This window comes from Streptomyces sp. CB02056 (assembly GCF_001905545.1).
GTDB lineage: Bacteria > Actinomycetota > Actinomycetes > Streptomycetales > Streptomycetaceae > Kitasatospora.
In genome coordinates, this window is sequence record NZ_LIPD01000005.1 from 340,162 (window position 1) to 366,866 (window position 26,705).

Below are 26,705 nucleotides of genomic sequence, written 5' to 3' on the forward strand. Positions count from 1 at the left end.
CCCTTCCCCGGCCGGACCGCGAGGAGAGGAGTGCCATGGACGTACGGGAGTTGGCGGTCGAGGGCGCGCTGGAGTTCACCCCGCGCGTCTTCCCCGACGACCGGGGGGAGTTCCTGTCCGGCTACCAGGAAGCGGACTTCCGCGCGGCCACCGGGAGGACGCTGTTCGCCGTCCGACAGGCCAGCCACAGCCGGTCGCGGAGCGGGGTGCTCCGCGGGGTGCACTACACGGCCACCCCGCCCGGCTGCGAGAAGTACGTGACGTGCCCGCGCGGGCGGGCCCTGGACGTCGTCGTCGACCTGCGGGTCGGGTCCCCGACCTTCGGGCGGTGGGACTCCGTCGAGCTCGGCCCGGACCGGTACCGCGCCGTGTACCTGCCCGTGGGCGTGGGGCACCTGTTCCTCGCGCTGGAGGACGACACCGTCGTGTCCTACCTGCTGTCACAGGAGTACGTCCCACGCAACGAGCTGGCGCTGTCGCCGTTCGACCCCGCGCTGGCCCTGCCCGTCCCCGAGGCGTCCCGGACGCTCCTCTCGGCGCGCGACCGGGACGCGCCGTCGCTCGCCGAGGCCCGCTCCGCCGGGCTGCTGCCCGACTACCGGGAGTGCCGGCGGGCCGGGTCCGGAGGGCGGTGATCGGCTAGCCTGGACCGCAACGCTGGGGAGGTCCGGGTGGCGGTCGTCGTCGAGGAACTGCTGCGCCGGTCGGCGCCGCGCGCGCTCGGCCTGCTCACCCGCCGCCACCCCACGCAGTTCGACCACTGCGAGGACGCCATGCAGGAGGCGCAGCTCGCCGCGGTCGTGCAGTGGCCGCGGGACGGGGTGCCGGACGACCCGGTCGCCTGGCTCCTCACCGTCGCCACCCGCCGCCTCCAGGACGTGATCCGCAGCGAGAGCGCCCGGCACCGGCGCGAGGCCGTGGTGGTGGCCCGGTCGGCCGCCGGCGAGCCGGCCGTCCCCCCGGCCGACGAGGCCGGCCCGGGCGACACCGACGACACCCTGCGCCTGCTGTTCCTCTGCTGCCACCCCGAGCTCTCGCCGCAGGCCCAGGCCGCGCTGACGCTCCGTGCGGTCGGCGGGCTGACCACCGCGGAGATCGCCCGTGCCTTCCTGGTGCCGGAGGCCACCATGAGCCAGCGGATCCGGCGGGCGAAGCAGCGGGTGAAGGAGGTCGGGGGCGGGTTCCGGATGCCCGTCGGCGAGGAGGGCGCCGCGCGGGTGCAGGTGGTCCTCCAGGTGCTGTACCTGATCTTCAACGAGGGGCACACCGCGTCCAGCGGGTCGAACGTGGTGCGCCCGGACCTGACGGCGTGGGCGCTGCGCCTGGTCCGCGACCTGCACCGCGCCCTGCCGCAGGAGGGCGAGGTGGCGGGGCTGCTCGCGCTGATGCTGCTGACCGAGGCCCGGCGGGACGCCCGCTCCGCACCGGACGGCGCGCTCGTCCCGCTCGCCGACCAGGACCGGACCCGGTGGGACCGGGACGCGATCGCGGAGGGGGTCGCCCTGGTGGCCCGGACCCTCGAACGCTTCGGGCCCGGCCCGTACCGCTTGCAGGCCGCGATCGCCGCCCTGCACGCGGAGGCGCCCGGCGTCGCGGAGACGGACTGGCCGCAGATCCTGATGCTGTACCGCATCCTGGAGCGCATCGCGCCGAGCCCGGTGGTCACGCTCAGCCGTTCGGTGGCGACGGCCATGGTCCACGGCCCGCTCGCCGGGCTGGAGGTGCTCGCCGAGGTCGCGGACGACCCCGCGCTGGCGCAGAACCACCGGGTCGACACCGTCCGGGCCCATCTGCTGGAACTCGCGGACCGCCCCGCCGAGGCCGGGGCCGCCTACGAGGCCGCGGCGCGGCGCACCGAGAGCGACCCCGAGCGGCGCTACCTGCTGGCGCAGGCGGAGCGGGTCCGTCAGCCGGGCGGGTCCCGGGGCGGCCCGGCCCGGCGGTGAGCCGTCGGCCCCGGGGCGGGCCGGTGCGGGGACGGGGCGGCCCGGCGGGCCGGTGCGGGGGTCAGGCCGGGTAGCGGTGCTTGGCGGTGAGCCCCTCCAGGACCGGGACGAGGTCGTGCGGGCTCGGCAGGGCGGCCGACTGCGCGGACACCCGCGCGGCGCCCTCCCGGAAGGCCGGGTCCTCCAGGACCCGCCGCAGCTCGGAGCGGAGCAGCTCGCCGGTCAGCCCGTCGGCGTCGGCGACGTAGCGGCCGGCGCCCTGCTCCTCCAGCCCGGAGGCCATCGCCACCGGCCCCCACCACTTCTCGCTCCAGTACACGTTGGGCACGATCAGCTGCGGGACGGCGTGTTCGACGGCGGCCGCGAAGGCCCCCGCCCCGCCGCTGTGGATGACGGCCGCGCAGGTGGGCAGGAGGTCGTTGAGCGGGACGAAGTCGACCACCCGCACGTTGTCGGGAACGCGGAGCCCCGGCGGGAGTTGACCGGGGGCGAGGGTCGCGACCACCTCGACGTCGAGGTCCGCGATGGCCTCGAAGACCTCGCGCGGCGAGGCGGACACCCCGTGGCCGCGGCCCTCCCGGTGCGCCAGTCCGAGGGTGAAGCAGACCCGCCGCCGCTCCGGGCGCCGGTACACCCAGGACGGCGTGGCGCTCGGGCCGTTGAACGGGACGTGCCGCATCGGGACGTACGGGATCCCGGCCGGGCGCCAGACCCAGGTGGGCATCGGGAAGACCGTCCACTGCCCGAGGACCGCCTCCTCGTCGAACTCCACGCCGAACCGGCCGAACACCGGTTCCAGCCACTCCCGCAGCGGATCGACGCCGTCCCAGTCGGAGCCCTGCGCCCGCCACTGCGCGCGGCAGGCGGTGCGCAGCTGGCCGAGCCCGTCCGCGCCGAACAGCATGCGGGCGTGCGCCGCCCCGACCCGGCGGGCGGCGGGCGCGCCCGAGAGGACGAAGGTGTCGGAGACGACGAGGTCGGGGCGCCACAGCTCGGCGAACGCGACCAGGTCGTCGAAGGACGAGTCGGGGTTGAACAGCGTCCGCCAGCCGGCCGCGTTGGAGGCCAGCTCGGCGGTCGGGTCGCCGAGGGGGTAGTCGCTCTGGTGCGACTTCCGGCCCCCGGCCGGCGCCGCCGGGGCGCGCTCCGGCTCCGACCGCGCCATCAGGTCCCCGAGGTCGACCTCCTCGCCGATCGGCACGGGCGTGAGCCCGGTGCGGACCACGTCCTCGGTCAGGCGGGGCGAGCAGGCGACCCGGACCTCGTGGCCGGCCGTGCGCAGCGCCCAGGCGAGCGGCGTCTGCACGTAGAGGTGCGAGCGGAACGGTGCGGTGACGAACAGTACGCGCAACGGGCCCTCCGAGCTCGGACGAATCCCGGTGATTCTGGCACCGCGGCGGACGGCCGCACTTCTCGCGGAGTGCTGTGTTCGGGGCGGCGGGGGCGGCGGACGGCCGGGCCGGCCGGGAACAGCACGATCGAGGAAGCCCCCGTCGGCCGGTCCTCCTAGCATCGGCAGCCATGGATGACAGGTACGCCCCCAGCGCACTGTGGGAATACAACAACTCCGTCAAGGTGACCGAGCAGGGCGTGGCCGAGCTCGGATCCTTCAAGTCCGAGCCGGTGAACTTCAAGCTCGCCCTCTGGGATCCGCAGGTCAACGGCGTCCGCTACCTCAAGGCGCTCATCTTCGAACTCGCCACGCGGCTCACGCCGGAGAACCGGTCCCGCCTGCGCCGGATCCGCGGCCGCGAACTCGGCTCGCCCATCACCGTGACCCACGACGGCGACCGGGTCTGCATGGACTACCTGCTCGCCGTCCACGAACTGGACTTCATCTCCCGCCACCTCCCGCTGGACGGCGCCCGCGTCCTGGAGATCGGCGCCGGCTACGGCCGGACCTGCCACGCGATCTTCGCCAACCACCGCGTCGAGGAGTACTGCATCGTCGACCTGGCCCGCGTGCTCTCGCTGTCGCGGGCGTACCTCGGCAGGGTGCTCGCCCCCGAGGACTTCGCGCGCGTCAGGTTCGTCCCGGTCGACGACACGGACGACCTGGACCGGGCCCTCGGCGGGAGCCGCTTCGAACTCTGCCTCAACATCGACTCGTTCGCGGAGATGCCGCCCGGGACGGTGCTCAACTACCTCGACCTGGTCGACCGCCGGTGCGCGGCGCTCTACGTGAACAACCCGGTCGGCAAGTACCTGGAGAAGGAGCTGGACAACCACGCCCAGGGCGAGGAGGTCGTCCGGATGGCCCTGGCGACCGGGCTGCTGCGGGACGTCCTCGACATCCACGACAGCCGCGCCGTCGAGGCGCTGGCGCCGAAGTTCCTTTCGTCCTACCGCCCCGGGCCGCACTGGGAGACCGTCGCCGACGGCGGGGCCGTCCCGTGGAGCTACTACTGGCAGGCCCTGTACCGGCGGTCCACGGCGCCCGGCGCGGGCCCCGACGAGGGCGCTGGCGCGGGCGCCGGCGCGGCGTGAGCGGCCCCGCCGCGGCGGCGCGCCGCCCCCGCGTCACCGTGCTGGGCGCCTCGGGCTTCGTCGGCTCCGTCGTCCTCGGGGCGCTCGCCCAACGGCCGCTCCGGCTGCGCGCGGTGGCCCGGGGGGCGGTCGCCGTGCCGCCCGCCGGGCGGGCCGAGGTCGAGGTGGTCGCCGCCGACGTGACGGACCCCGAGGCCCTCCGGGCCGCCGTCGCCGGATCCGACGCGGTCGTCCACCTGGTCTCGCACGGCGCGGGGTGGCGCGGCACCGGCCAGCCCGAGGAGGCCCTGGGGCGGACCAACGCCGGCGTGATGAGCTCGCTCCTGCCGGCCCTCCGGCAGGAGCGCGCACGGCGCGGCGGCGCCCCCGTGGTCGTCCTGTTCGCCGGTTCGACCTCGCAGGCCGGGCCGGACGCGCCGATCCCGGTCGACGAGTCCGCGCCCGACGCCCCGGCCAGCCCGTACGACCGCCAGAAGGCGGCGGCGGAACGGGAGTTGCTGGCCGCCACGGCCGAGGGCGCGGTGCGCGGCGCCTGTCTGCGGCTGCCGACGGTCTACGGCCGCGGCGCACCGGCGGGGCGGGGCGACCGGGGGGTGCTGGCGACGATGGTGCGCCGCGCCCTGGCCGGGGAGCCGCTGACGATGTGGCACGACGGCTCCGTACGGCGCGACCTGCTCCACGTCGACGACACCGGGCGGGCCTTCCTGGCCGCCCTGGACCGGCCCGACGCGGTCGCCGGCCGGCACTGGGTGCTCGGCACCGGGCACGGGGAGCCGCTCGGGCGGGTCTTCCGGGCGATCGCCGACGGCGTCGCGGTGCGGACCGGCCGTCCCGCCGTGCCGGTGGTCTCCGTCCCCCCGCCGGAGCACGCGCTGCCGACCGACCTGCGGAGCACCGTCGCGGACTCCTCGCGGTTCCGCGCCGCGACCGGATGGCGCCCGCTGATCCCGCTGGACGCCGGACTCGCCGACCTGATCGCCAACCTCGCGGACCTCGCGGACCTGTGACCACCCGGGCCGGCCTCCGCACGCCCCGCCGCCCCGGCGCCGCCCACCGCGCCGCTCGCGGGCGGGTCTTTTGCCCGGAACCCCTTGACAGGTATAGACCACTCCGCTTGAGTCTGGGGCAGCCCCGCACCGGCCCGCACCCCGGTCGGCCCGTCCCCCACGACGTGCCCCCACCCCGCGGGGCCCGGCTCCCCTGCCCCGACGTCCCTACCTCCACGACCGTGCGGCCCCACACCGCACAAGGGGTGATCAAGTGTCCACGAAACGCCTGCTCGCACTGCTCTCCGCCGTCGCCACAGCACTGACGGTGCTCCTGCTGCTGCCCGCGACCAACGCCAGCGCCGCCGTCTGCGCCACGCCCTGGAGCTCCTCGGCCGTCTACACCGGCGGCGCCGCCGTCTCCTACAACGGCCACAACTGGCTCGCCAAGTGGTGGACCCAGAACGAGCCGCCCAGCACCGGCGGCTCCGGCGTCTGGTCCGACCAGGGCGGCTGCGGCACCGGCCCGAGCCCGACCGCCACGCCGACGTCCACCGGCACCCCGAACCCGGGCGGATTCCCGGTCAGCCAGGCCCAGTTCAACCAGATGTTCCCGAACCGGAACGCCTTCTACACCTACCAGGGCCTGATCGACGCCCTCGCCGCCTACCCCGCCTTCGCGGCCACCGGCAGCGACACCGTCCGCAGGCAGGAGGCCGCGGCCTTCCTGGCCAACGTCAACCACGAGACCGGCGCCCTGGTCTACGTGGTCGAGCAGAACACCGCCAACTACCCCCACTACTGCGACACTTCACAGCCGTACGGCTGCCCGGCCGGGCAGTCCGCGTACTACGGGCGCGGCCCGATCCAGCTGAGCTGGAACTTCAACTACAAGGCGGCCGGCGACGCTCTCGGCATCGACCTGCTGCGCAACCCCAACCTGGTGCAGACCGACCCGGCCGTCGCCTGGAAGACCGCGCTCTGGTACTGGAACACCCAGAACGGGCCGGGCACCATGACCCCGCACAACGCGATCGTCAACGGCTACGGCTTCGGCGAGACGATCCGCAGCATCAACGGCTCGCTGGAGTGCAACGGCGGCAACCCCGCGCAGGTGCAGAGCCGGATCGACGCCTACCAGCGCTTCACCCAGCTGCTCGGCACCGTGCCGGGCGACCACCTGGGCTGCTGAACCCGCACGGGCCCTCCGCGGTACGTCACCGCGGAGGGCCTCGGCGCCGCTGCCGCGCGCCCCGGTGCCGGTCCCGGCCCCGGCGGAACCCGCCCGGGGCCTCAGCCGGTGGCGCCGCCGTCCTCCTCCCGGACCGGGTCGGGCATGGTCCAGCGGTCGGCGCGGCGGGGGTGGAGGTAGGCGTAGTAGTAGGCGTAGCCGACGGCCGTCATCCCGACCGCGATGGCGATCGGGCGCCAGTCGGCCCGCACCGACTCGTAGCCGACGTAGAGCATGATCGCGACGACGCCCAGCGGGACGTACGGCCAGCCGCGCATCCGGTAGGGGGCCGTGGCGGTGGTCCCCCTGATCCGGCCGGACAGCGCCGACAGCGCGACCAGGACGTAGACCACGACCAGGGTCGAGCCGGTGGCCAGGATCAGCGTGTCGAGCGAGACGAGCCAGCCGACCAGCAGCGTGGCCACGCCCATGGTCAGGGTCGCCGCGAGGGGCGTGCGCAGCCGGGGGTGGACGGAGGCGAGCGGGGCGCCGACCCGGTCCGGCCAGGCCCGGTCGCGGGCCGAGGAGAAGAGCAGCCGTCCGCTCTGCAGCATGATCGCGATGACCGCGTTGACGACGGCGACGGCGATGCCCAGGCTGACCACCGTGTTGACGGTGGAGCCGGCCCGCTCCAGCAGGAAGTAGCTCATCGGCGAGGCCGCCGACATCAGTCCGCTCATGCTCGGCGCGCCCAGCAGCACCCCGACCAGCGGCAGGCACTCGGCGGCGACGGTGATCCCCAGCGACCAGAGCACCACCCGGCCGATCGAGGACGCCCGCCTGGTCTCCTCCGCGAAGTACACGGCGGTGCCGTAGCCGTTGTAGGCGAAGATCGCGGTGGTCGTGAACGAGGCGACCAGCCCCCAGGACGCCCCGACCAGCACGTCGCCGCCGGCGCCGCCGAGCGCCTGCGGGGTCCACAGCACCGAGACCGGCTGGTCGACGTGGACGAAGCCGAGCACGGCCAGCACCGCGACCGCCGCCAGCTCCAGGAGCAGGAAGACCCCGGTGACCCAGGCGTTGGTGCGGATGTCGAGCACCGCGACCAGCGAGGCCAGCGCGATCACCGCCAGCCCGGTCCCCTTCCCGTCCAGCACGCTCCAGAGCACGCCCAGGTAGCTGCCGGTGCCGAGGGCGATGACGGCGGTGACCAGCACCCCGCCGAGCAGGCTGAGCGCGAACAGCGCGAACCCGGTGGACCGACCGAGGGTGCGCGCCGCGAAGGCGTACTCGCCCCCGGTGACCGGGAAGGCGCTGGACAGCTCCGCGTAGCAGAGCGCCATCAGCACGCCGACCGCCGCCGCGAGGGCGAAGGCCACGGCCGCCGCGCCGCCGAGGCCCCGGATCACCGCCGGCATCACGATGAACACGCTGGAGGCCGGGGTCACCGAGGAGAGGGTGATCAGCATGTTCTCGCGCAGGCTGAGCGAGCGGGAGAGGTCCTGGGCGTAGCCGGCCGACGGCGCGGAGCCCGGGCCGTCGGAGCCAGAATCTACGGTGGCGGGGTCGGTGGCGCGGGGATCGGCCATCGTGCTCCTTCCGAGTCCATGAAACTTCGTCGGAGTTCTTTGGCACAGAAGTCAAAGTTCTGCGATAGTTCCACGTCAAGAGGTACGACGTGATCCGACATCAGTGACAAGGAATGCGATGGCCCGAGCAAAGAACCAGGCCGCCCGCCGCGAACAGCTGGTCCTCGCGGCCACCGAGGCCGTCGGACGGCATGGCCTGGCGCAACTGCGCGTCGCCGACATCGCGGACGCCGCCGGCGTCGCCCGGGGCTCGGTCAGCTACTACTTCAGCGACATCGGCGAGCTGCTCCAGCAGGTCTACCAGCGCGCCGCCGACCGCTTCTTCACCAGCCGCAGCGCCGTCGCGGCCGCGCTGCCGGACGCCCGCGACAAGCTCGTGGCCTGCGCCCGGCTCGGCCTCCCGGACGGCCCTGACGACGAACTCGCCCTGGTGCTGTACGAGTTCAGCTCGGCCACGCACGACAACCCGGTCTACTCCGCACTCGCGCAGAGCCTGTTCGACCGTCAGGTCGCCCTCTACGCGAGCATCCTGGAGATCGGCCGGGCCCAGGGCCACTTCGAGCCCACCGGGCCGGCCCTCGACCTCGCCGCCAACCTGGTCGTCCTGGAGGACGGCTACGGCCTGCACATCGTCTCCCGCAACGCCTCGCTCACCCCCGAGCGCTCGCTGGAGCTGCTGCTCGGCTACGCCCGGACGGCGACCGGCTGCCCGGACCTGCGCCCCGACCGGGCGGTGGACGGCCCGGCCGCGCGCCCCCGCGACTGACCTCCCGCGCCCCAGCCCCTGCCCTGCCCCGCGAGGAAGGATCCACATGACCACGCTCTCCACCCCGTCCGGACGCCCCCGGGCCCGTGCCCTCGGCCTGCTCCTGGACGGCACCCCCGGCCCCGCCAACGCCCTGACCGACGTCCCCGGCGTGCGGATCGGCTACACCACGCTCGTCGAGGGCGAGCACGTCCGCACCGGCGTCACCGCGGTGCTCCCGCGCGGACGCGAGGGCGTGGGCACGCCGTGCGCGGCCGGCTGGTACGCGCTGAACGGCAACGGCGAGATGACCGGGACGACCTGGATCGAGGAGACCGGCGCGCTCAACGGCCCGGTCATGGTGACCAACACCCACGCCGTCGGCACCGTGCACCGGGGCGTCGTCGACTGGACCGCCACCCACCGGCCCGACCTGGCCCGGCAGTGGCTGCTGCCGGTGGTCGCCGAGACCTGGGACGGCTACCTCAACGACATCAACGGACCGCACGTCCGCGCCGAGCACGCGATCGCCGCGATCGAGTCGGCGGCGGCCGGGCCGGTCGAGGAGGGCTGCGTCGGCGGCGGCACCGGGATGAACTGCTACGGCTTCAAGGGCGGTTCCGGCACCGCCAGCCGGGTCGTCCGCTACGGCTCCGCCGACTACACCGTGGGCGCCTTCGTCCAGGCCAACTTCGGCGACCGGCGCGAACTCGTGGTCTGCGGCGTCCCGGTCGGGCGGGAGCTGTCGGCGGACAACCCGATGGAGGACGACGACTGGTTCGCCCCCGGCGGGGCCGGCTCGGTGATCGTCGTGATCGGCACGGACGCGCCGCTGCTGCCCGGCCAGTGCAAGGCACTGGCCCGCCGGGTGCCGCTGGGCCTGGCCCGGACCGGCACCAGCGGGGGCCACTTCTCCGGCGACGTCTTCCTCGCCTTCTCCACCGCCAACCCGGGCGCGCTGGGCAGCTCCTTCCCCCGGGGCGAGCCCGGCGACACCGACTACGACACCCTGCGGTTCGTCCCCTGGGGCCGGATCGACCCCTTCTACGAGGCCGTCGTCCAGGCCGTGGAGGAGGCGGTGCTGAACGCCCTGGTCACCGCCGAGGAGACGACCGGCCGCGACGGCCACCGCTCCCCCGCACTCCCCCACCAGCGGCTCCGGGAACTCCTCGCGGCGCGCGGCGCGTTGGCGGCGGCCGAGGACGGGACACCGCCCGGCCCGGGCGCGGGGCCGCTGTCCGCGTAGCCGGGGCCGTGACCGCGGAAGTCGTCGCGGCGCGGCACCGTACAAGCGTCCCCCACCCGGCCGTGCCGGTCCGCCGCCGGAAGGCCCCGGCACCGTAAGGTCCTCTCCGGAAGACGAGGCCGACCGGTCACCCGGACCGGGGCGCCGGAAGGCGTCGGGCCGCGGGAAGATCGGGACGAAGGGCTGGCACGTCACATGCAACAGCGCAGTCTGCGGGACCTCCAGGTGTCGGCCATCGGCCTCGGCTGCATGGGGATGTCCGCCTTCTACGGCACCGCCGACCAGGACGAGGCCGTCGCGACCATCCGGCACGCCCTGGACCTCGGCATCACGTTCCTCGACACGGCGCAGGTCTACGGGCCGCTCACCAACGAGTCCCTGGTCGGCGAGGCCGTCCGGGGACACCGTGACGAGTACGTGATCGCCACCAAGTTCAACTACCGCATGGACGGCGCCGTTCCGGGCGACATGTCGACCGTGGGCCGCCAGGACGGCTCGGCCGAGCACGTCCGCGGTTCCGTCCACGGCTCGCTCGCGCGGCTCGGCACCGACCGCATCGACCTGTACTACCAGCACCGGGTCGACCCGGAGGTGCCCATCGAGGAGACCGTCGGCGCGCTCGGCGAACTGGTCGCCGAGGGAAAGGTGCGGTACATCGGACTGAGCGAGGCGAGCGCCGAGACCATCCGCCGCGCCGACGCCGTCCACCCGGTCACCGCCGTCCAGAGCGAGTACTCGCTCTGGAGCCGGGACGTGGAGGCCGAGGTCCTCCCCACCTGCCGGGAGCTCGGGATCGGTTTCGTGCCGTACTCCCCGCTCGGCCGCGGCTTCCTCGCGGGCCGCTTCAGCTCCCCGGACGAGCTCGACAAGGACGACTTCCGCCGCACCAACCCGCGCTTCACCGAGGCCAACCTGGCGGCCAACCTCCGGCTCGCCGGGAAGGTGAAGGAGATCGCCGCGGAGAAGCAGGTCACCCCGGCCCAGCTGGCGATCGCCTGGGTCCTGGCCCGCGGCGAGCACCTCGTGCCGATCCCGGGCACCAAGCGCCGCAGCTACCTGGAGCAGAACGCGGGCGCGGTCGACGTCGAGCTGACCGCCGAGGACCTGGCCCGCATCGAGGCCGAGCTGCCCGAGGTCGCGGGCGAGCGCTACGACGAGGACGGGATGCGGGCGGTCAACCGCTGAACGACCGCCGCTCCCGCCGCCGGACCCGGAGCCCGGCGACGACCAGGGGCGCGCCTGCCGCTGCCCCCGGGCCCGGAGGCCCGGGGGCCCGGGGGCCCGGGGGCAGCGGCGGGCGTTCGTCAGAAGTACCCCTCCCGCTTGCGGTCCTCCATCGCCGCCTCGGAGAGCCGGTCGTCCGCACGGGTGGCGCCGCGCTCCGTCGAGCGGCAGGCCGCGAGTTCCGCGATGACCTGGGCCGGGGTCGTCGCGTCCGATTCGACGGCTCCGGTGCAGGACATGTCGCCGACCGTGCGGTAGCGGACCAGCCGGGTCTCCAGCCGCTCGCCCTCCCCCGGGCCGCCCCAGGCACCGGGGGTGAGCCACATGCCCGCGCGGGCGAACACCGTCCGCCGGTGGGCGTAGTAGAGCGCGGGGAGGCCGATGCCCTCGCGCTCGATGTACTGCCAGACGTCGAACTCGGTCCAGTCGGACAGCGGGAAGACCCGGAGGTGTTCGCCGGGGCCGCACCGGGCGTTGTAGAGCCGCCAGAGCTCGGGACGCTGGCGCCCCGGGTCCCAGCCGCCGGACCCGTCGCGGACCGAGAACACCCGCTCCTTGGCCCGGGCCCGGTCCTCGTCCCGGCGGGCCCCGCCGAACACCGCGTCGAACCCGTGCCGCTCGATCGCGGCCGTCAGCGGGACGCTCTGCAGCACGTTGCGGCTGCCGTCGGGCCGCTCCCGCAGCCGCCCGTCGTCGATGAACTCCTGGACGGAGACGACGTGCAGGCGCAGCCCGTGGGCGGCGACCAGGCTGTCCCGGTGGGCGAGGACCTCCGGGAAGTTGTGCCCGGTGTCGACGTGGAGCAGCGGGAAGGGCAGCGGCGCGGGGCCGAACGCCTTGCGTGCCAGGTGCAGCAGGACGATGGAGTCCTTGCCGCCGGAGAAGAGCAGCACGGGCCGCCCGCACTCGCCCACCGCCTCCCGGATGATCTGCACGGCGTCCGACTCCAGCAGGTCGAGCTGGGAGAGGCCGGGCGGGCCCGTGCCCGGTCCGTCGGCCGGAGCGCCGCCGGCCGTCACGGCGCGCACAGTCCCCGGTCGGTCAGGAGCGCGCGCAGCGCCCTGACCGACTCGGCCTCGCTCTGCCGGTCCGTGTCCAGCCTCAGGTCCGGCCGCTCCGGTTCCTCGTACGGGTCGTCCACCCCGGTCAGGCCGGTGAGCAGCCCCTCGCGCTGCCGCGCGTAGAGGCCCTTGACGTCGCGCCGGGCGCAGACCTCGACCGGCGCCGCGACATGGACCTCCAGGTACGCCGTCCCCGACTTCTCGTGCCGCCTGCGCACCGCCTCGCGGGCCTGCTCGTACGGGGCGATGACCGGCACCAGCGTGAGGACGCCGTTGCGGGCGAGCAACTCGGCCACCAGGCCCACCCGCTGGACGTTGGTGTCCCGGTCGGCCCGGGAGAAGCCGAGGCCGGCCGAGAGCAGGCCGCGCATCTCGTCCCCGTCCAGCACCTCGATCCGGCGGGCCTCGGCCCGCAGTTGCGCGGCGAGGGCCCACGCGATCGTCGACTTGCCGGCGCTGGGCAGGCCGGTCAGCCAGACCGTGGCCCCGGGGAGGCCCTCGCGGGAGGCGACGGGGCGGGACGGATCGTTCACACCCGCTAGAACGAGGCCGGCGCCGTGACGACACGATGCCGGGCGGCTCCGTACCCCCGCCGGGCTCCGCGTCGTTGGGTTCCCATGTGAGCGCATCCTCCTTCCAGCCGGTCCCCTCCGAGCGCTTCCAGCCGGTCCCGTCCGAGCGCGACGGCGGCCGCCCGCGCCCGCCGAAGGTCTTCGGCCTCGGTCTGACGCGCACGGGCACGCGCTCCCTGACCGCGGCCCTGGGCGTCCTGGGATTCGACGTCGTCCACTACCCGGTCGACGGGGCCACCTACCGGACGCTGCTGGCCGGCAGCGCGCGGTTCCCGCTGCTCGAATCGCACGACGGCCTCACCGACATCACCGTCGTGCCGTACTACCAGGACCTCGACCTCGCCTGGCCGGGCAGCAGGTTCGTGCTGACCGTCCGCGAGGAGGAGAGCTGGCTGCGGTCCTGCCGGACGCACTGGGAACGACCGCTGCCGGACCGGGGCGACGGCCGGGACGTCCGTCTCGAAAGCGACCTCCAGCGCTTCCTGCGGGCCGCGGTGTACGGCTGCCACGCGTTCCACGCGGAGCGGTTCCGCGGGGTGTACCGGCGGCATGTCGCCGAGGTGGCCCGGTACTTCGCGGACCGGGCCGACGACCTGCTCGTCCTCGACGTCGTCGGGGGCGAGGGGTACGAACGGCTCGCCCCGTTCCTCGGCGTGCCGGTCCCGGACGAGCCGTTCCCCCACCTCAACTAGCCAGGGATCCGGCCGGTACTCCGGTGAGAGTTCTCCCTCGGGCCCCGCTCACCAGGTCACGGGCAGTGACCGCATCCCGTAGATGAACGACTCGGTACGGAACTCGCGCTCGCCGGCCGGCCGCAGCCCGGGCAGCCGGCGGAACAGCGTCTCCAGGGCGATCTGGAGTTCGGCGCGGGCCAGCGGCTGGCCCAGGCACTGGTGCACGCCGAAGCCGAACGCCAGGTGCCGCCGGGCGTCCCGGTACACGTCCAGCTCGTCCGTCGCCCGGTGGCCGGCGCCGCCGAACGCCGCCTCGTCCCGGTTGGCGGTGGAGAGCATCGCCATCACGCCCTCCCCGGCCCGGACGGTGACGCCGCCCAGCTCCACGTCCTCCAGCGCCACCCGGGGCAGGCCGGTGTGCACGATGGTCAGCAGCCGCAACAGCTCCTCCACCGCGCCCGGCAGGGTGGCCGGGTCGGCCAGGCCGGGGATCTGCTCGGGGTGGTCCAGCAGCAGCGCGGTCGACAGCGCGATCATGTTCGCGGTCGTCTCGTGCCCGGCGACCAGCAGCAGTACGCCCATGGCGGCCACGTCGACCGGGGTCAGGTCGTCCCGCGCCGCGAGTCGGCTGAGGACGTCGTCCTCCGGCTGTGCGCGCTTGCGGGCCGTCAGGTCGCGCAGGTAGTCATGGACCTCCTCCTGGGCCTCCCGGAGCTGCTCCACGGTGCTCTCCCGGTTGAGCATCGTGCGGCTCAGGCGCTGGAAGCGGTCGTGGTCCTCGTACGGCACGCCGAGCAGCAGGCAGATCACCAGCGAGGGCACCGGCAGCGCGAAGTCGGTGACCAGGTCGGCCGTGGTCCGGCCCTCGGTCATCCGGTCCAGTGCCCCGTCCACGATCCGCTGGATCTCCGGGCGCAGCGCCTCCACCCGCTTGACCAGGAACTCCCCGGTGAGCATGCGGCGCTGGCGGGCGTGCTCGGGGTCGTCGAGCCGCAGGAAGTCCGGATTGTCGGTGATCAGCTCGCGAGCGCCGGCGATCAGCAGCGGGAAGGTCGGGTGGCGTATGTCGGCACTGAACCGGCGGTCGGACAGTACGGTGCGGACCTCGGCGATGCCGGTGACCAGCCAGCAGAGGTCGCCGTCGGGCAGCACGGCCCTGGTCACCGGCCCGGCGGCGGCGGCCTCGGGGTACGCGGGCGGCGGGCCGAACGGGCAGCCGCCGGAGTGCCGGGCCGGCAGTGGGAGGACGGGGGTGGTGGGTGCGGTGGTCACGGCGGGGGTCTCCTCACGTCGCGGGTGTTCTCGTGGGGTTCGGGGCCCGGGAGGGTTCCCGGCGGCCTGCGGCGGGGGTCCGTCAGGCCCCGGTCCGCGCGGGCTCGTCCCCGGTGACGGTGATCGCCCGGCCCGGGCAGAGCTCGGAGGCGAGTCTGACGTCGTCGAACTGCTCGGGCAGCAGGACGGTCTGACGGAGTCTCACCAGACTGTCCCGTTCGTCCTGGTCGAAGACCGCGGGGGCGTTCGTCACGCACATGCCGGAGCTGCAGCAACGGTCCCGGTCGACGCTCACCTGCATGTCGGGCACCTTTCGCCAGGGCGGCGCCGGCTGCCCGGCGGCCGCCTCTCGTTGTCACGGTCAAACTAGCCGTCGCCGGTCCGCTTACGGACGGGTACGGTGGCCGGACCGAGAACGGCTGAATCGGCCCCTGTGCGTGAACCCCCATGGCCGCACAATGCGTTCAACCCGCGGTACTTCATCGGAAGAGTCGGCGGACCCGGCCGCGCGGACGGCCTCACAAGCCTTCGGCGGTGGCCAACTCCCGTACGGAGGCCACTGTGTCGGCCTCGGCGGCGCTCCTGTCCGGCCGGCAGCGCACCGCCCGGGCGAACCGCCGGGCCGGCCCGGCGGGGGCCGCGCCGGAGGCCGTCGAAGGCGACCTCGACGACCGGTTCCGGCCGGACCGGCACCGTCCGGGCGTCCCCCGCCCGGTCTCCCGGGCGGCACCGCACTGGTCGTACGGCTCCGCTCATGACAGAACCTACCCGGGGCGGAGGCCTCGATGCCGCCGCGTCGCGGTCAACGCCTCGGTACGGACGGTCTGTTCGAAGCGGCCGTCCGGGCTGATGCCGGCCAGCGCCGTCCGCAGGTCCCGTTCGAAGGCGTCCTTCCGGCCGCCGAGCCGGGCGGGGGTGAAGGAGGAGTGCGAGAACTGGAGGCCGATGACCTCGTCGAGGGTGCGGTCGATGCGGTACGTCCAGTGCGCGGCCGTGACGCGGGGGAAGGGGGAGCGACGGAGGATCTCGCGGTTCGACTCCTCCTGTTCCGGGCGGGAGCCGTCGTCTCCGCCGCCGGGGAGCGTGCGGTACGCCTCCCGTACCTCGTCCACGGCGCGCGACCACGCCGTCCCGGTCGGTTCCGTGGCGACGATGACCACGCCGCCCCGAGGGTTGACGAGGCCGTCGAGGTCGGCGAGGACCTGCTCGCGGGACATCCAGTGGAACGACCTGCCCATGACGCAGAGGTCCAGCGGGGGAAGGCCCAGCGCGCGCAGGTCCGAGGAGTCTCCCCGCCTCCACCGGATGGTGCCGACGTTCTGCCGTTCGGCGATCGACCGGCCTTCTTCGAGCATGCCCGGTTCCGGGTCCACGGCGATGACGTGGGCGACCAGCCGGGACAGCGGGAGGGCGAGGATGCCTGGTCCGCATCCGAGGTCGAGGGCCGTCTGGGTCCCGTTCAGCCCGAAGGCCTCGGCGAGGAAGTCGAAGAGCTCCCGCGGGTACCGCGGCTGGTAGCGGGCGTAGTGCGACGCGCCGGAGGCGAAGAGCTCACCCGGGGAGGACATCCGGACCTCCGACGACCGACCGGGGCGTGCCGGGCGGGTTCACCGCGGCCCCGCCCGGGCGGGTGAGGGGCTGCAGAGCCTCCGGCGGGCGGTCGGCGGCAGCCTCCCAATGGGCTCGCGTCCGGCCGGTGCGCGGCGGGGGCCGGCGGTCCTCGGGAGGCACCGGGAATCCGGTCGTCACGGGCGGGTGCACGGGCGTTCCTCCGGCAGGCGGCGGGCGGGGCGGGCAGGGAAGGCGAGGGGGCTGGGTTGCGGTGCGTATCGCCACGTGCACCATAAGTCACAGGTAGGTGGTTCGTCCGACGACTGATCGCCGTCGCTCCAAGCCGAGGAGGCGGGACATGGCGCCCCACCCTCACCCCGACCCCGCGAAGCCTCGTTCCGCACCTCGTCCGGGTCTCGCGGACACGACCTGTGTGATCACCGGAAGCGCGTCGGGCATCGGTCGCGCCGTCGCCCACGCCTTCGTCGGCGCGGGAGCCCACGCCGTCCTGGTGGACCGGGACTCCGACGGGCTGCGCCGGGTCGCCGGAGAACTCGGCCCGGCGGCCTCCGTGGTGGTGGGCGACATCTCGCGGCACGCGGACTGCCTGGAGGCCGCGCGGGCGGCCGAGGGGACGGCGCTGCCGGTCCGGTCGCTGGTCAACTGCGCGGCGAGCTTCCTGGCCCTCGGCGAGGGCGCCGGCCCCGCGGACTGGGACCGGAGCCTGGGCGTGAACGTCAAGGGCAGCGCGATGATGACGTCGGCGCTGGCCCCCGTGCTGCGCAGGGCGCGAGGGGCCTCGGTGGTCAACGTCGCGTCCGTCTCGGGGCACATCGCCCAGCCCCGCCAGTGGACGTACAGCGCCGGCAAGGGGGCGCTGCTCGCGCTGACCCGCTGCCAGGCGCTCGACCTGGCGGACGACGGCATCCGGGTCAACAGCGTCTCGCCGGGCCTGATCTGGACCCCGGAGACCGACCGGATGACCGGCGGCGACCGGGCGCGCTGGGGGCCCGTGCTCGGCGACCACCACATCCTGCGGCGGGTGGGGCAGCCGGAGGAGGTCGCGGCCGTCGTGCTGTTCCTCTGCGGGCCCGGCGCGTCGTTCATCACCGGCGCCGACCTGCCGGTCGACGGCGGCTACCTCGCCATGGGCCACAGCAGGTCGGAACCCGAGGTGCTGCCGGGGCGCAGGGACGACCGGGCCCCTTCCCGGCACGTGGACGGGACGCCCGCATGATGCACGCCGTACTGGCGACCGGCAATCCCCGCAAGGCCGCCGAGATCGTCGAACTGCTCCACGGGGTCCTGGAGTTGCTGCCCCGGCCCGGGTGGCTTCCCGAGACCGTCGAGGACGGGACGACGGTCGAGGAGAACGCCTACCTCAAGGCCTCCGCGGTGGCCCTCGCGACCCGCCTGCCCGCGGTGGCCGACGACACCGTGATGGAGGTGGACGCCCTGGGCCTCGCTCCCGGGCTGTTCTCGGCCCGCTACGCCGGCGAGGGCGCGGGCGACGCCGCGAACGTGGCCAAGGTGCTCGCCGAGATGGCGGGTGTCGCCGCCCCGGGCCGGGGAGCCCGGGTGCGCACCGTGGCGCTGCTCTGCTACCCGGACGGACGGCGGGTGGTCAGCGAAGGAGTCGCCCGGGGCCGGATCACCGAACGCCCGCTCGGCGACCGCGGGTTCGGCTACGACACCGTGTTCGTGCCCGACGACGGCGACGGACGCACGCTCGGCCAGATGACCGCGGCCGAGAAGGCCCGGCTGTACTGCCGGGGGCGGGCGTTCCGCGGCCTGGCCGCCTCCCTGAAGAGCGCGGCATGCCGGTCGCGCTAGAGCTCGGCGGACACGCGACGGTCCTGATCCGGGCGGACGCCTTCACCCTGCTCTGCGACCCCCACCTGCACGACAGCTACCGGGGCGGCCTCCTCGGCTTCGCCCCCGCTCGACGCGTCCTGCCGCACGCGCTGCCCCGGCCCGACGCGGTGTGGATCTCCCACTCCCATCGCGACCACTTCGACCTCGCCTCCCTGGCCCGGCTCGACCGGGCGCTGCCGGTCCTGCACCCCGACGACCCGAGGATCGCGCACGCCCTCCGCCGGCTGGGCTTCCGCGACACCGTCGTGGTGCGCGACTGGACGGCGTTCAGCCCGCGCCGGGGCGTCGAACTGACCTGGACGCCCTCGACGATGGCCGTCCCCGAGCACGGGCTCTCGGTCCGCACCCGGGACGCCTTCGTCTGGCACATGGTCGACAGCCTGGTCACGCCCGCGTGGGTGCGGCGGCTGCTCGCCGACGGACCACCGCCGGACGTCCTGCTGGCTCCCTGCCAGCCGATCGAGGAGACCCGCAGTGTGGAGGGCGTCCCACCCGGAGTGGACCCGGACTGGTCCGACCCGCTGACGGCGCTGATGGCACAGGTCCGCCCCGCACACGTGGTCCCGCTGCCGGAGGGGCAGTACGGGCTGGGCGAAGCGGCCTGGCTCAACGGGCACAAGTTTCCCGTACCGCCCCGGCTGGTCGACCGGGCGCTGCGCGCGGACGACCCGGACCGCCGGGTGCTGCGCCCCGGCCCGGGAGACCGGCTCACCGTGGCGGGAGGGACCGTGCGGTGGGAGGAGGCCGCCGTGGAGTGGGTGCGGGCCACCGACGAGCCGCGCGACCGCAGCTACCGTCCGGGAAGCTGGATCGGCCGGCTGGCCGCGGGCCCCGGTCCCGCCGCCGGGGACGGCCGGAGCGCGCCGGACGGCCACAGCGGAGCGGCGGCACTGGACCGGGTGTTCCCCGGGCTCCCGGGGCTTCCCGGGGCTGACGCCCCCTCCGGCCGGGTGACGGTACCCGGCCTGCCCGAGCTCGCGGCGGCCGCCCGGGGCCGGCTCCGCGCCACCGCGTACCGCTTCGTCACGGTGGGCGCCGGCGCGGAGCCGCTCGCGGAGCGGACCGTACGGCTGGGCGTCGACGGCACGCTGTCCGCCCTGCCGTCGGCGAGCGTGCCGGACGTCGAACTGGCGGTCTCCGTCCGGGATCTGGACGACCTGCTCGACGGGCGCCTGGGCTACTCCGCGGCGCAGTACGGCGGGCGGCTGCGCGAGGTGCGGCCCGGGCCGGCGGCCGATCCCGACGCCGGCCCCGCCGTCGTCACCAGCCGGCATGACCCGGTCCCCGCCACCGGGGCGGTGATGCTGTCGGGCACCGGGCTGTTCGCGATCCTGCTGCGCGCCCGGCTCGGTTCGGCACTGGTGGAACTGGACCACGAGCTCGACGCCCGGCTCCCGGACCGTCCGGTGCTTCCGGTGCTTCCGCCCTCCGCGCCGCCGGCCCGTACCCTTCCCCCGGTCGTCCGGCCGCAGCCGCGGGCCGGGGAGCAGCCGCCCCGGTTCTGGCCGCGCGTCGCCCGCTGCCTGGCGCGGGGCGAGGACCCGTCCGCCGCGTCCGGGACGTTCACCGACGCCGGTCGCACGCACTACCTCGGCGTGCTCGGGCGCGGCGAGTGGCCCGCGCCCGGGCCCGGGCCGGACGACGGCGTGGGGCTGCTCGTGCTCACGAGCCTGCTGGACGCCCAACCCCACCTCGGTGGCGGGGTGCGGTTCCCGGACTCCTCCTACCGGCGGTTGCTGGCGAACATCGAGCGCTCTCCCGTCCGCCGGTGGCGGGTAGCCGCGGCGCTTCCCCCGGGGGTGCGGGTGCCCCGGTGGCGTGCGGCCTCGCTGTTCCCCGTCTCGGCCGAGCGGCTCCGTGCCGACCTGGCCCGCCGGGGCTGGGACGGCGAACTGCTCGGCCAGGTCGGTCCCGACCCCGCCGTGACCGGGGGAGCCGAGCGCTGCTGGTGGCTCGGCGTGCCCCCGCTGGAGGGGCCGTCCGACGGCCGGCGGGCCCTGGTCCTCCAGGAGTCGCCCGGGTGCCGGCTCCACGGTCTGGTCGAGGCCGCCCCCGGGCCGGAGGACCCGGCAGTGGAACAGCCCGACTTCCGCGTGCGGGCGGCGCTGTCCCGCCCGTCGCCGCCACCGGACGCCGTCCTGCACGCACTGCTCGGCGGTGACGTGCGGTTCTCCTGGCTGCTGCCGCCCCGGGAGACCGTGCGGAAGGCCGGGCGGGCCGTGGACCCGGTCGCCTTCGCGGAGCGGGTCGCCCTGCTCGCCCTCGCGGAACTGGCCCGCCGGGCGTACCCGAGGACCGGGCCGCCACCGGCCGGCACCGGCTGACCCCGACCGCCCCCGGCCGCTTCCGACCGACCTCAAGGACCGTGATGCTCTCCGAACTACCGCCCCGGCACCGCCCGGACCACCTCCGCGCCGCGTGCGTCATCCTCGACGGGCAGGACCGGGTCCTGCTCACCGAACCGCGGTCGGCCGACGAGCGGCCCGGCCTGCCCTGGGCCGTCGTGTCGCCGGGCAGCACCGCTCGGGAGACCGCCGCGGACGTGGCCCGCCACGCCTGCCGCCAACGCGTGGCCCCGACCCGGCTGCGCTACCTCACCGAACTCCACCTCCCGCCCGGCCCCCACGGGGAAGCGCCCCACGACCTGCGGGTGTTCGTCCACCGGTACGCGGGCGCCTCCCGGCGTACCGCACCCGGCCCGGACCTGCGCTGGAGCCCGCCGCAGTCCGGTACCGGGGAGGGCCTTGGACTCGACGCGGCATCCGCGTACTGCGTCGGCGAGTTGCTGCGGCACCGCCCCGACGACGCCGCGGACGACGGCGGGATCCGTGCCGTGGCCGAGATCGAGGACGAGGCGCGGCGGCTGATCGATCCGGTCCCCGCGCTGTGGCGCAGGGACGGAGCGGCCCGCGTGGTGGTCATCGGCCCGCCCGCCGTCGGCAAGAGCACCCTGCTGAAGCGGCACACCGCCCGCGCCCCGGACACCGAGCACGTGCGGGACATCGTCCCGGTGCGCCGGGACCGGGACCGGGACCGGGACCGGGACCGGGACCGGGACCGGGGCCCGGGCCCGGGCCCGGACAACTACCTGACCCGCTACCTGCGCGGGGACGACACCTCGGGGTTCTTCTGCCAGATGGAGACCCTGCTGCTGCGGGTCCTGCAGAACCTCCGCACCGGCGAGAGCGGCGTCATGGACCAGGACGTGCACAGCTCGCTGGCCTACGCCAAGGCGCTCCGGCTGAGCGGCGCCCTGAACGCCCAGCAGTACGAGACGTACTACCGCTACCACCACCTGATCACCTCCGCGCTGCCGCCGCCCGAGGCGGTGGTCCACCTGACCGCCCGTACCGACGTGCTGATGCGCCGGCTGCGCCGCCGCGACCGCGTCCTGGAGCGCTCGTTCACCAGCTCCTACGTGTCCCTGGTGGCCCAGTGCTTCGAGGACGTGGCCGAGGAGCTCGCCCCGCGGATCCCCGTCCACCACCTCGACACCTCCGAGCTGAACCCCGACCAGGTGCTGGCGCGCTTCGAGGAGCTGCTCCCCGCACGCACCGGCTCCACCGACCGAAGGACCGACCGACATGACCAAGCCCAAGGCTGACTGGCGCAATCCGGGACCCGCTCCGACCGGCGGCCCGCTCATCGACACGTTCGGCCGGGTCGGCGGCGACCTCCGGATCTCCGTGATCGACAAGTGCAATCTGCGGTGCACCTACTGCATGCCGGCCGAGGGGCTGCCCTGGCTGGAGAAGGAGGAGCTCCTCACCGTCGACGAGATCGACCGGCTCGCCCGGCTCTTCCACTCCCTCGGGGTGCGCGACTTCAAGATCACCGGCGGGGAGCCGACCGTCCGCCGGGAACTGCCCGAGATCGTGGCCCGGGTGTGCGCGCTGGAGGGGGTGGACGTCTCCATCACCACCAACGGGCTGCTGCTGGACCGTCTGGCCCGCCCCTTGCGGGAGGCGGGGCTGCGCAGGATCACGGTGTCCTGCGACTCCCTGATGAGGCACCGCTACGCCGAGATGACCCGTCGGGACGCCTTCGACAAGGTGACCGCGGGGCTGGAGGCGGCCCGCGAGGCCGGATTCGACCCAATCAAGATCAACTGTGTGGTGATCCGCGGCAGCAACGAGGACGAGGCCGTCGACTTCGCCCGCCTGGCGCGGGAAGGCGGCTACGACGTGCGCTTCATCGAGTACATGCCGCTGGACGCGGAGCGGACCTGGGAGCGGGAGAAGGTCGTCCCGGCCGCCGAGACGCTGGCGGCGGTCTCCGCGGCCTACGACCTGGCCCCCGTCGTCCAGGACGCGCCGCAGCCGGCCACCTCCTTCCGCTTCGCCGACGGGGCCCCGGGGGTCCTGGGCTTCATCCCCTCGGTGACGAAGCCCTTCTGCGACAGCTGCAACCGCATGCGGACCACGGCCGAAGGCGCCTTCCGCGTCTGCCTGTTCGCGCTGGAGGAGACCGACCTGCGCACCGCGCTCCGCTCCGGTGCCGACGACGCCGAACTGGAACGGCTGGTCCGCGAGGCGCTCTGGCACAAGTGGCCCGGACACAAGATCAACCACCCCGACTTCGTCCGGCCCGACCGCAGCATGTCGATGATCGGCGGCTGAAGCCGTGAACGGCCGTGTGGTCTCCTTCACCTGGGGCCGGGGGCTGGGCCACGTCTCCCGCCAGATCGCCGTCCACCGCGAACTGCGCGGGCTGGGCCGGGACTCCCTGCTGCTGACCGAACGGCCCCAACGGCTGATCGAGGACTACGGCTTCGCCCAGACCGTCCTGCCCACCGACGCCGACAGCCTGGTCGGCGAGCCACTGCACGGGACCGGCCCCGCGGTGGACCACGGTCTCGCCCGGGCCATGGTCGCCTGGGTGCTGCGACCGGACGACGTGGTGCTGCACGACGTGACGGTGCAGCGGGAACTGTACGACCAGGCCGCCCGACTGGGCTGCCCCCAGTTCCTGGTGCACCGCTTCCAGCGCAACCGCCCCGACCCGCCCCACTGGGTCTCCCGCCACACGCCCGCCATCGGCACGATCTACCTGCTGGGCGAGCCCGGACCGGAGGAGACCGTCCACGGGGTGCGCGTGCTGGGGGTGCCCCACGTCGTCCGGCCGCTGCTCGACGACCGGTCGCCCTGGCCCCAGGACACCCGCGCCCTCCGGGTCGCGGTGGTGGCCGGCGGCGGCGGGCACGACGACGCGCCCGGCTTCCTCACGGCCGCGCTGCACGGCATCCGCGCGTTCACGCGCGGACGCCCCGCCGGCGTCGACGTCCTGGTGCTCACCGGCCCGCACTTCGACGGAGCCGTCCTCGTGCCACCCGGCCTGCCCGGGCCGGTGCGGGTCCGCCCGTACCTGGGGCCGTCGTACGACGTGTACCGGCACGCCGACGCCGCGATCACCCACGCCGGGTACAACACCGTGCAGGAACTGGTCCGTTCCGGCGTGCCGGTGGTGGCCGTCCCCGGCGTCCGCGACTTCGACGACCAGCGCGTCCACCTCAAGGCCGCCGACAGCCCCAATGTGGTGGTCGCCGACGCCGAGGAGCACGCCATCGCCCGGGCCCTGGCCGAAGCCCTCAACGGCCCGTCCGGCACCCGGGCCCGGCCGACCGCCACCCCCGCCCGACAGGCGGACGGCGCCGCCCGGATCGCCCGCGACCTGGTCGCCGCCACCTCCCGCGGCAGCGGCGCGGAGGCACCGTGACGCCCGGACACCGCCCCCGCTCGACACGGTCGATGTCGAGCTGACCACCGAATCCTGCCCTCAGGGGAGTTGATCTTCCTCGGCTTCGGGAGGATGCCCCGTGGCAGCCGTGCACGTCACCGTGTGGGACGACCGCGACCGGGCCGGCGGAGGCCGCACGCCCAGGGACTCGCCGCCGTCAACGCCATCCTGCGGGAGCTCTGGGGCCGACCCGGTTCCGCACCGGCTACCGGTCCCGCCCCGCGGCCGCGGGCCTACCAGCCGACTTGCGGACTGCCGGACCAGGGGCGGTGATAGGAGGGGGAAGAACAGCGAACCCGCCCGCGGGCCGTCCGGCCCAGGAGGAACCATGTCGCACCACAAGTCGAACAAGGACGTCGAGGGCGACCCCGACACCGGCCACGGCCGCGGCCTGCCGCGACGCCCCGACGAGGCCGAGCTCGAGGAGCGCACCGAGGAGGACCGCGAGGAGGTCGGCCTGGCGCCCGACGCCGACGAGGCCGACGAGGACGGCAGATAGGAGCAGGGCCTGGTGAGCCGCCCGCCCCGGTGGTGGTCGGCGGCCTGCGCACGCTCCCGGCCGACCGACGCGCTCGGGCGTCGGTCGGCCGGGCGGAACCGCGGGATCAGAAGGTGAGGTTCCAGGCGTCGATCGTGCCGGTGTCGCCGGAGGCGCCGTCCTTCACGCGGAGCTTCCAGGTGCCGTTCGCCGCGCTCGCGGAGGCGTTGACGGTGTAGGTCTTGGCGACGTTGTCGGTGCTGTCGCTGTTCGGGAAGTCCTCCAGGAGGTAGACCGTGCCGTCGGGCGCGACCAGGGAGATAACGAGGTCGCCGCGGTAGGTGTGCTTGATGTCCACGCCGACCTTGAGCGTCGCCGGGGCGTTGCCGGTGACGCCGGTGACGGTGATCGGGCTCTCCACCGTGGTGTTGTCGGGGATCGCCACGTCGGCGGTGTTCTCGAAGTACGTGCCGGTGGGCTGGGTGGCGCCGCCGACCGCCTTCAGCGCGTCGACCTGGCCCTCGCCGAAGAAGGAGTTGTTGGCGGTGGTGCCGGTGCAGCGGCTGTCGGAGGCGGGGCAGGCCAGGTCGTTGGCCTGGCTCGCCAGCCGGGCCCGGATGTCGGCCGGGGTGAGCGAGGGGTTCGCGCTCGCGATCAGCGCGGCCACCCCGGTGACGTGCGGGGAGGCCATCGAAGTGCCGCTCTTGGTGCCGTACTTGCCGCCGGGCAGGGTCGAGTAGACGCCGGTGGCACCGTCACCGCCGGGCGCCGCGACGTCGATGACGCCCCGGCCGAAGTTGGAGTAGGAGGCCTTGCCGCTGCCGCTGCCCGTGGCCGCGACGGTCACCACGCCGGGGAGTTCGGTGGGGATGTCGATGCAGGCGTTGGTGATCGTCCGGGTGACCTTGGTGGAGTCGTTCGGGCTCTCGGTGTCGGTGGTCTTGTTGGCCAGGTCGTAGTTGGCGTTGCCGGCCGCCGCGACCTGCAGCGAGCCCTTGCCCTCGGCGTACTCCTGGGCGCGCTTGACGCCCTCGATGATGGCCGCCTGGTCGAGGTCGTTCGGGCAGTTGAACTGCCAGGGGTCGGTGTAGTAGCTGTTGTTGGTGACCTTGAAACCGTGGTCGCCGGCCCAGACGAAGCCGCAGACGGTGTTCTCGGCGTAGAACAGGGTGCTGGTCGGCTCGGCGATCCGGACCGAGGCGATCTTCACGCCCGGTGCGACACCGATGACGCCCTTGCCGTTCTTCGCGGCCGCGATGGTGCCGGCGACGTGGGTGCCGTGGGTGTCCACGTCCCGCCAGGCGCCGGTGCGGGCGTCGGGCTTGCCGTAGGCGCAGGAGACCGAGTCGGCGGCGTCGAAGTTCGGCGCGAGGTCCTGGTGCTGGTCGTCCACGCCGGTGTCGAGCACGCCGACCTTGACGGACGGCGAGCCGGTGCTGACGCTCCAGGCCTGGTCGGCCTTGATCTGCGTCATGTCCCAGCGGTTGGACTCGGTGAGCGTGGTGGTCGCCTGCGCCGGGTTGGCGGGCAGCGCCGGGCTGTAGGCGTCGGCCGGCACGTCGGAGGTGCGGGTCGCGCCGACCTGCTGGATGCCGGTGACGGTGCGCAGCGCGGCGGCGAAGCCGGCGCTGGTGGAGTGGGCGACGATGACGCCGATCTGGTCGTAACTCGAGAAGACCGTACCGCCCTTGGCGGCGACGGCGGCCTTGGCTGCGGCGATGTCGGCGGGGGCGCTGATCACCAGGTAGGCGCGGGTGCCGGCGGCCCAGCCCGCCGCGCCGCCCGCGGCGGCGGGAACGGCGGGGGCCTGGGCGGCGGGGGCCTGCGTGGCGGGCGCTTGTGCCGCGGGCACGGAGACGGCGCCGGGGACGGTGGGGGTGGTGGTCGTGGTGGCGGCGGTCGCGAACGCGGTGGGGGTGGCGAGCGCCATGGCCGAGAGCACGGCGAGGGCTGCGGCCGGGCGGCCGAGCCGCCGGGATATCAGGGGTGACACGTATCCTCCGATTCAGACCGTGCGTGAGGGGGATCGCACGGGAATTGAGGGAAACATGCCAGATTTAGCAGGAGTTGGGGAAGACTTTACGCCCGGCGA

General features: G+C 74.5%; 24 protein-coding genes and 1 pseudogene. 16 read left to right on the forward strand and 9 right to left on the reverse strand.

Features of this window, described 5'->3' with window-relative positions:
• Nucleotides 1-35: 35 nt before the first annotated feature.
• On the forward strand, nucleotides 36-635 hold the full coding sequence (locus AMK13_RS16515) for a dTDP-4-dehydrorhamnose 3,5-epimerase family protein (RefSeq protein ID WP_074002845.1): 600 nt from the start codon (nucleotides 36-38) through the stop codon (nucleotides 633-635).
• 36 nt (nucleotides 636-671) lie between these two features.
• Nucleotides 672-1,946, forward strand: a complete 1,275-nt coding sequence (locus AMK13_RS16520) for an RNA polymerase sigma factor (protein WP_049650259.1) — start codon at nucleotides 672-674, stop codon at nucleotides 1,944-1,946.
• Between the two features lie 61 nt (nucleotides 1,947-2,007).
• Here AMK13_RS16520 and AMK13_RS16525 read toward each other — a convergent pair whose 3' ends face one another.
• Nucleotides 2,008-3,297, reverse strand: coding sequence for an activator-dependent family glycosyltransferase (locus AMK13_RS16525; RefSeq protein ID WP_074002846.1), 1,290 nt, complete (start codon nucleotides 3,295-3,297; stop codon nucleotides 2,008-2,010).
• A gap of 170 nt (nucleotides 3,298-3,467) precedes the next feature.
• Between AMK13_RS16525 and AMK13_RS16530 the strand changes: the two genes are divergently transcribed.
• The 3 genes from AMK13_RS16530 (at nucleotide 3,468) to AMK13_RS16540 (ending at nucleotide 6,611) form a co-directional block, all read left to right on the forward strand.
• Nucleotides 3,468-4,433, forward strand: coding sequence for a putative sugar O-methyltransferase (locus AMK13_RS16530; RefSeq protein ID WP_074002847.1), 966 nt, complete (start codon nucleotides 3,468-3,470; stop codon nucleotides 4,431-4,433).
• Nucleotides 4,430-5,440, forward strand: a complete 1,011-nt coding sequence (locus AMK13_RS16535) for an NAD-dependent epimerase/dehydratase family protein (protein ID WP_074002848.1) — start codon at nucleotides 4,430-4,432, stop codon at nucleotides 5,438-5,440. Before AMK13_RS16530 ends, AMK13_RS16535 begins: the two co-directional genes overlap by 4 nt.
• Nucleotides 5,441-5,693: 253 nt before the next feature.
• Nucleotides 5,694-6,611 carry a glycoside hydrolase family 19 protein gene (locus AMK13_RS16540; protein ID WP_074002849.1) on the forward strand — a complete coding sequence of 306 codons (918 nt, stop codon included), beginning with the start codon at nucleotides 5,694-5,696 and terminating at the stop codon, nucleotides 6,609-6,611.
• Nucleotides 6,612-6,712: 101 nt separating this feature from the next.
• On the opposite strand, the gene AMK13_RS16545 is transcribed toward AMK13_RS16540, so the two are convergent.
• On the reverse strand, nucleotides 6,713-8,179 hold the full coding sequence (locus AMK13_RS16545) for an APC family permease (RefSeq protein WP_074002850.1): 1,467 nt from the start codon (nucleotides 8,177-8,179) through the stop codon (nucleotides 6,713-6,715).
• A gap of 118 nt (nucleotides 8,180-8,297) precedes the next feature.
• Between AMK13_RS16545 and AMK13_RS16550 the strand changes: the two genes are divergently transcribed.
• From AMK13_RS16550 to AMK13_RS16560, 3 genes are all read left to right on the forward strand, one after another.
• Entirely contained in the window at nucleotides 8,298-8,945 is a 648-nt protein-coding gene (locus tag AMK13_RS16550) for a TetR/AcrR family transcriptional regulator (protein ID WP_074002851.1), read from the forward strand.
• Nucleotides 8,946-8,991: 46 nt separating this feature from the next.
• The gene (locus AMK13_RS16555) at nucleotides 8,992-10,170 is read left to right on the forward strand and encodes a DmpA family aminopeptidase (protein WP_079272183.1); all 1,179 of its coding nucleotides are present in this window, start codon (nucleotides 8,992-8,994) and stop codon (nucleotides 10,168-10,170) included.
• Between the two features lie 195 nt (nucleotides 10,171-10,365).
• A complete protein-coding gene (locus tag AMK13_RS16560; RefSeq protein ID WP_074002852.1) occupies nucleotides 10,366-11,355 on the forward strand; it encodes an aldo/keto reductase in 990 nt (329 codons plus the stop codon).
• 119 nt (nucleotides 11,356-11,474) lie between these two features.
• On the opposite strand, the gene cysD is transcribed toward AMK13_RS16560, so the two are convergent.
• On the reverse strand, nucleotides 11,475-12,413 hold the full coding sequence (cysD, locus tag AMK13_RS16565; RefSeq protein ID WP_074002961.1) for a sulfate adenylyltransferase subunit CysD: 939 nt from the start codon (nucleotides 12,411-12,413) through the stop codon (nucleotides 11,475-11,477).
• On the reverse strand, nucleotides 12,410-12,988 hold the full coding sequence (gene cysC / locus AMK13_RS16570) for an adenylyl-sulfate kinase (protein ID WP_049653039.1): 579 nt from the start codon (nucleotides 12,986-12,988) through the stop codon (nucleotides 12,410-12,412). Before cysC ends, cysD begins: the two co-directional genes overlap by 4 nt.
• An 86-nt stretch (nucleotides 12,989-13,074) precedes the next feature.
• Between cysC and AMK13_RS16575 the strand changes: the two genes are divergently transcribed.
• Nucleotides 13,075-13,719, forward strand: a complete 645-nt coding sequence (locus AMK13_RS16575) for a sulfotransferase family protein (protein ID WP_074002853.1) — start codon at nucleotides 13,075-13,077, stop codon at nucleotides 13,717-13,719.
• 48 nt (nucleotides 13,720-13,767) lie between these two features.
• On the opposite strand, the gene AMK13_RS16580 is transcribed toward AMK13_RS16575, so the two are convergent.
• From AMK13_RS16580 to AMK13_RS16590, 4 genes and pseudogenes are all read right to left on the reverse strand, one after another.
• A complete protein-coding gene (locus AMK13_RS16580) occupies nucleotides 13,768-14,973 on the reverse strand; it encodes a cytochrome P450 (protein ID WP_074002854.1) in 1,206 nt (401 codons plus the stop codon).
• An 82-nt stretch (nucleotides 14,974-15,055) separates the two neighbouring features.
• Nucleotides 15,056-15,274, reverse strand: a complete 219-nt coding sequence (locus AMK13_RS16585) for a ferredoxin (RefSeq protein ID WP_049653036.1) — start codon at nucleotides 15,272-15,274, stop codon at nucleotides 15,056-15,058.
• A gap of 217 nt (nucleotides 15,275-15,491) precedes the next feature.
• Nucleotides 15,492-15,678, reverse strand: a pseudogene (locus AMK13_RS46425) (ATP-dependent DNA ligase); the annotation flags it as partial.
• A 59-nt stretch (nucleotides 15,679-15,737) separates the two neighbouring features.
• On the reverse strand, nucleotides 15,738-16,541 hold the full coding sequence (locus AMK13_RS16590) for a class I SAM-dependent methyltransferase (RefSeq protein ID WP_074002855.1): 804 nt from the start codon (nucleotides 16,539-16,541) through the stop codon (nucleotides 15,738-15,740).
• Nucleotides 16,542-16,957: 416 nt separating this feature from the next.
• On the opposite strand from AMK13_RS16590, the gene AMK13_RS16595 reads away from it, so the two are divergent.
• From AMK13_RS16595 to AMK13_RS44080, 7 genes are all read left to right on the forward strand, one after another.
• Nucleotides 16,958-17,761: an SDR family oxidoreductase gene (locus AMK13_RS16595; RefSeq protein WP_074002856.1), complete on the forward strand. Its 804-nt coding sequence runs from the start codon at nucleotides 16,958-16,960 to the stop codon at nucleotides 17,759-17,761.
• On the forward strand, nucleotides 17,758-18,357 hold the full coding sequence (locus tag AMK13_RS16600; protein ID WP_074002857.1) for a non-canonical purine NTP pyrophosphatase: 600 nt from the start codon (nucleotides 17,758-17,760) through the stop codon (nucleotides 18,355-18,357). Before AMK13_RS16595 ends, AMK13_RS16600 begins: the two co-directional genes overlap by 4 nt.
• On the forward strand, nucleotides 18,342-20,723 hold the full coding sequence (locus AMK13_RS45915; protein WP_074002858.1) for an MBL fold metallo-hydrolase: 2,382 nt from the start codon (nucleotides 18,342-18,344) through the stop codon (nucleotides 20,721-20,723). Before AMK13_RS16600 ends, AMK13_RS45915 begins: the two co-directional genes overlap by 16 nt.
• A gap of 44 nt (nucleotides 20,724-20,767) precedes the next feature.
• Nucleotides 20,768-22,003, forward strand: coding sequence for a deoxynucleoside kinase (locus AMK13_RS16610; RefSeq protein ID WP_074002859.1), 1,236 nt, complete (start codon nucleotides 20,768-20,770; stop codon nucleotides 22,001-22,003).
• Nucleotides 21,984-23,018, forward strand: a complete 1,035-nt coding sequence (moaA, locus tag AMK13_RS16615) for a GTP 3',8-cyclase MoaA (protein WP_049657070.1) — start codon at nucleotides 21,984-21,986, stop codon at nucleotides 23,016-23,018. The genes AMK13_RS16610 and moaA overlap by 20 nt, the downstream gene beginning before the upstream one ends.
• Before the next feature lie 4 nt (nucleotides 23,019-23,022).
• Nucleotides 23,023-24,114, forward strand: a complete 1,092-nt coding sequence (locus tag AMK13_RS16620) for a glycosyltransferase (protein ID WP_074002860.1) — start codon at nucleotides 23,023-23,025, stop codon at nucleotides 24,112-24,114.
• A gap of 349 nt (nucleotides 24,115-24,463) precedes the next feature.
• A complete protein-coding gene (locus AMK13_RS44080; RefSeq protein ID WP_181970411.1) occupies nucleotides 24,464-24,634 on the forward strand; it encodes a hypothetical protein in 171 nt (56 codons plus the stop codon).
• A gap of 106 nt (nucleotides 24,635-24,740) precedes the next feature.
• On the opposite strand, the gene AMK13_RS16625 is transcribed toward AMK13_RS44080, so the two are convergent.
• Complete coding sequence (locus tag AMK13_RS16625) at nucleotides 24,741-26,543, reverse strand: S8 family serine peptidase (protein ID WP_079272220.1); 1,803 nt, start codon at nucleotides 26,541-26,543, stop codon at nucleotides 24,741-24,743.
• Nucleotides 26,544-26,705: the final 162 nt, after the last annotated feature.

Excerpts from the sequence above, each read along its gene's own strand:
- AMK13_RS16515 (WP_074002845.1), top strand. The coding sequence starts at position 36 with ATGGACGTACGGGAGTTGGCGGTCGAGGGCGCGCTGGAGTTCACCCCG.
- AMK13_RS16530 (WP_074002847.1), top strand. The coding sequence starts at position 3,468 with ATGGATGACAGGTACGCCCCCAGCGCACTGTGGGAATACAACAACTCC.
- AMK13_RS16545 (WP_074002850.1), bottom strand. The coding sequence starts at position 8,179 with ATGGCCGATCCCCGCGCCACCGACCCCGCCACCGTAGATTCTGGCTCC.
- AMK13_RS16550 (WP_074002851.1), top strand. The coding sequence starts at position 8,298 with ATGGCCCGAGCAAAGAACCAGGCCGCCCGCCGCGAACAGCTGGTCCTC.
- AMK13_RS16555 (WP_079272183.1), top strand. The coding sequence starts at position 8,992 with ATGACCACGCTCTCCACCCCGTCCGGACGCCCCCGGGCCCGTGCCCTC.
- AMK13_RS16560 (WP_074002852.1), top strand. The coding sequence starts at position 10,366 with ATGCAACAGCGCAGTCTGCGGGACCTCCAGGTGTCGGCCATCGGCCTC.
- AMK13_RS16585 (WP_049653036.1), bottom strand. The coding sequence starts at position 15,274 with ATGCAGGTGAGCGTCGACCGGGACCGTTGCTGCAGCTCCGGCATGTGC.
- AMK13_RS16590 (WP_074002855.1), bottom strand. The coding sequence starts at position 16,541 with ATGTCCTCCCCGGGTGAGCTCTTCGCCTCCGGCGCGTCGCACTACGCC.
- AMK13_RS16600 (WP_074002857.1), top strand. The coding sequence starts at position 17,758 with ATGATGCACGCCGTACTGGCGACCGGCAATCCCCGCAAGGCCGCCGAG.
- AMK13_RS45915 (WP_074002858.1), top strand. The coding sequence starts at position 18,342 with ATGCCGGTCGCGCTAGAGCTCGGCGGACACGCGACGGTCCTGATCCGG.
- AMK13_RS16610 (WP_074002859.1), top strand. The coding sequence starts at position 20,768 with ATGCTCTCCGAACTACCGCCCCGGCACCGCCCGGACCACCTCCGCGCC.
- moaA (WP_049657070.1), top strand. The coding sequence starts at position 21,984 with ATGACCAAGCCCAAGGCTGACTGGCGCAATCCGGGACCCGCTCCGACC.
- AMK13_RS44080 (WP_181970411.1), top strand. The coding sequence starts at position 24,464 with ATGTCGCACCACAAGTCGAACAAGGACGTCGAGGGCGACCCCGACACC.
- AMK13_RS16625 (WP_079272220.1), bottom strand. The coding sequence starts at position 26,543 with ATGGCGCTCGCCACCCCCACCGCGTTCGCGACCGCCGCCACCACGACC.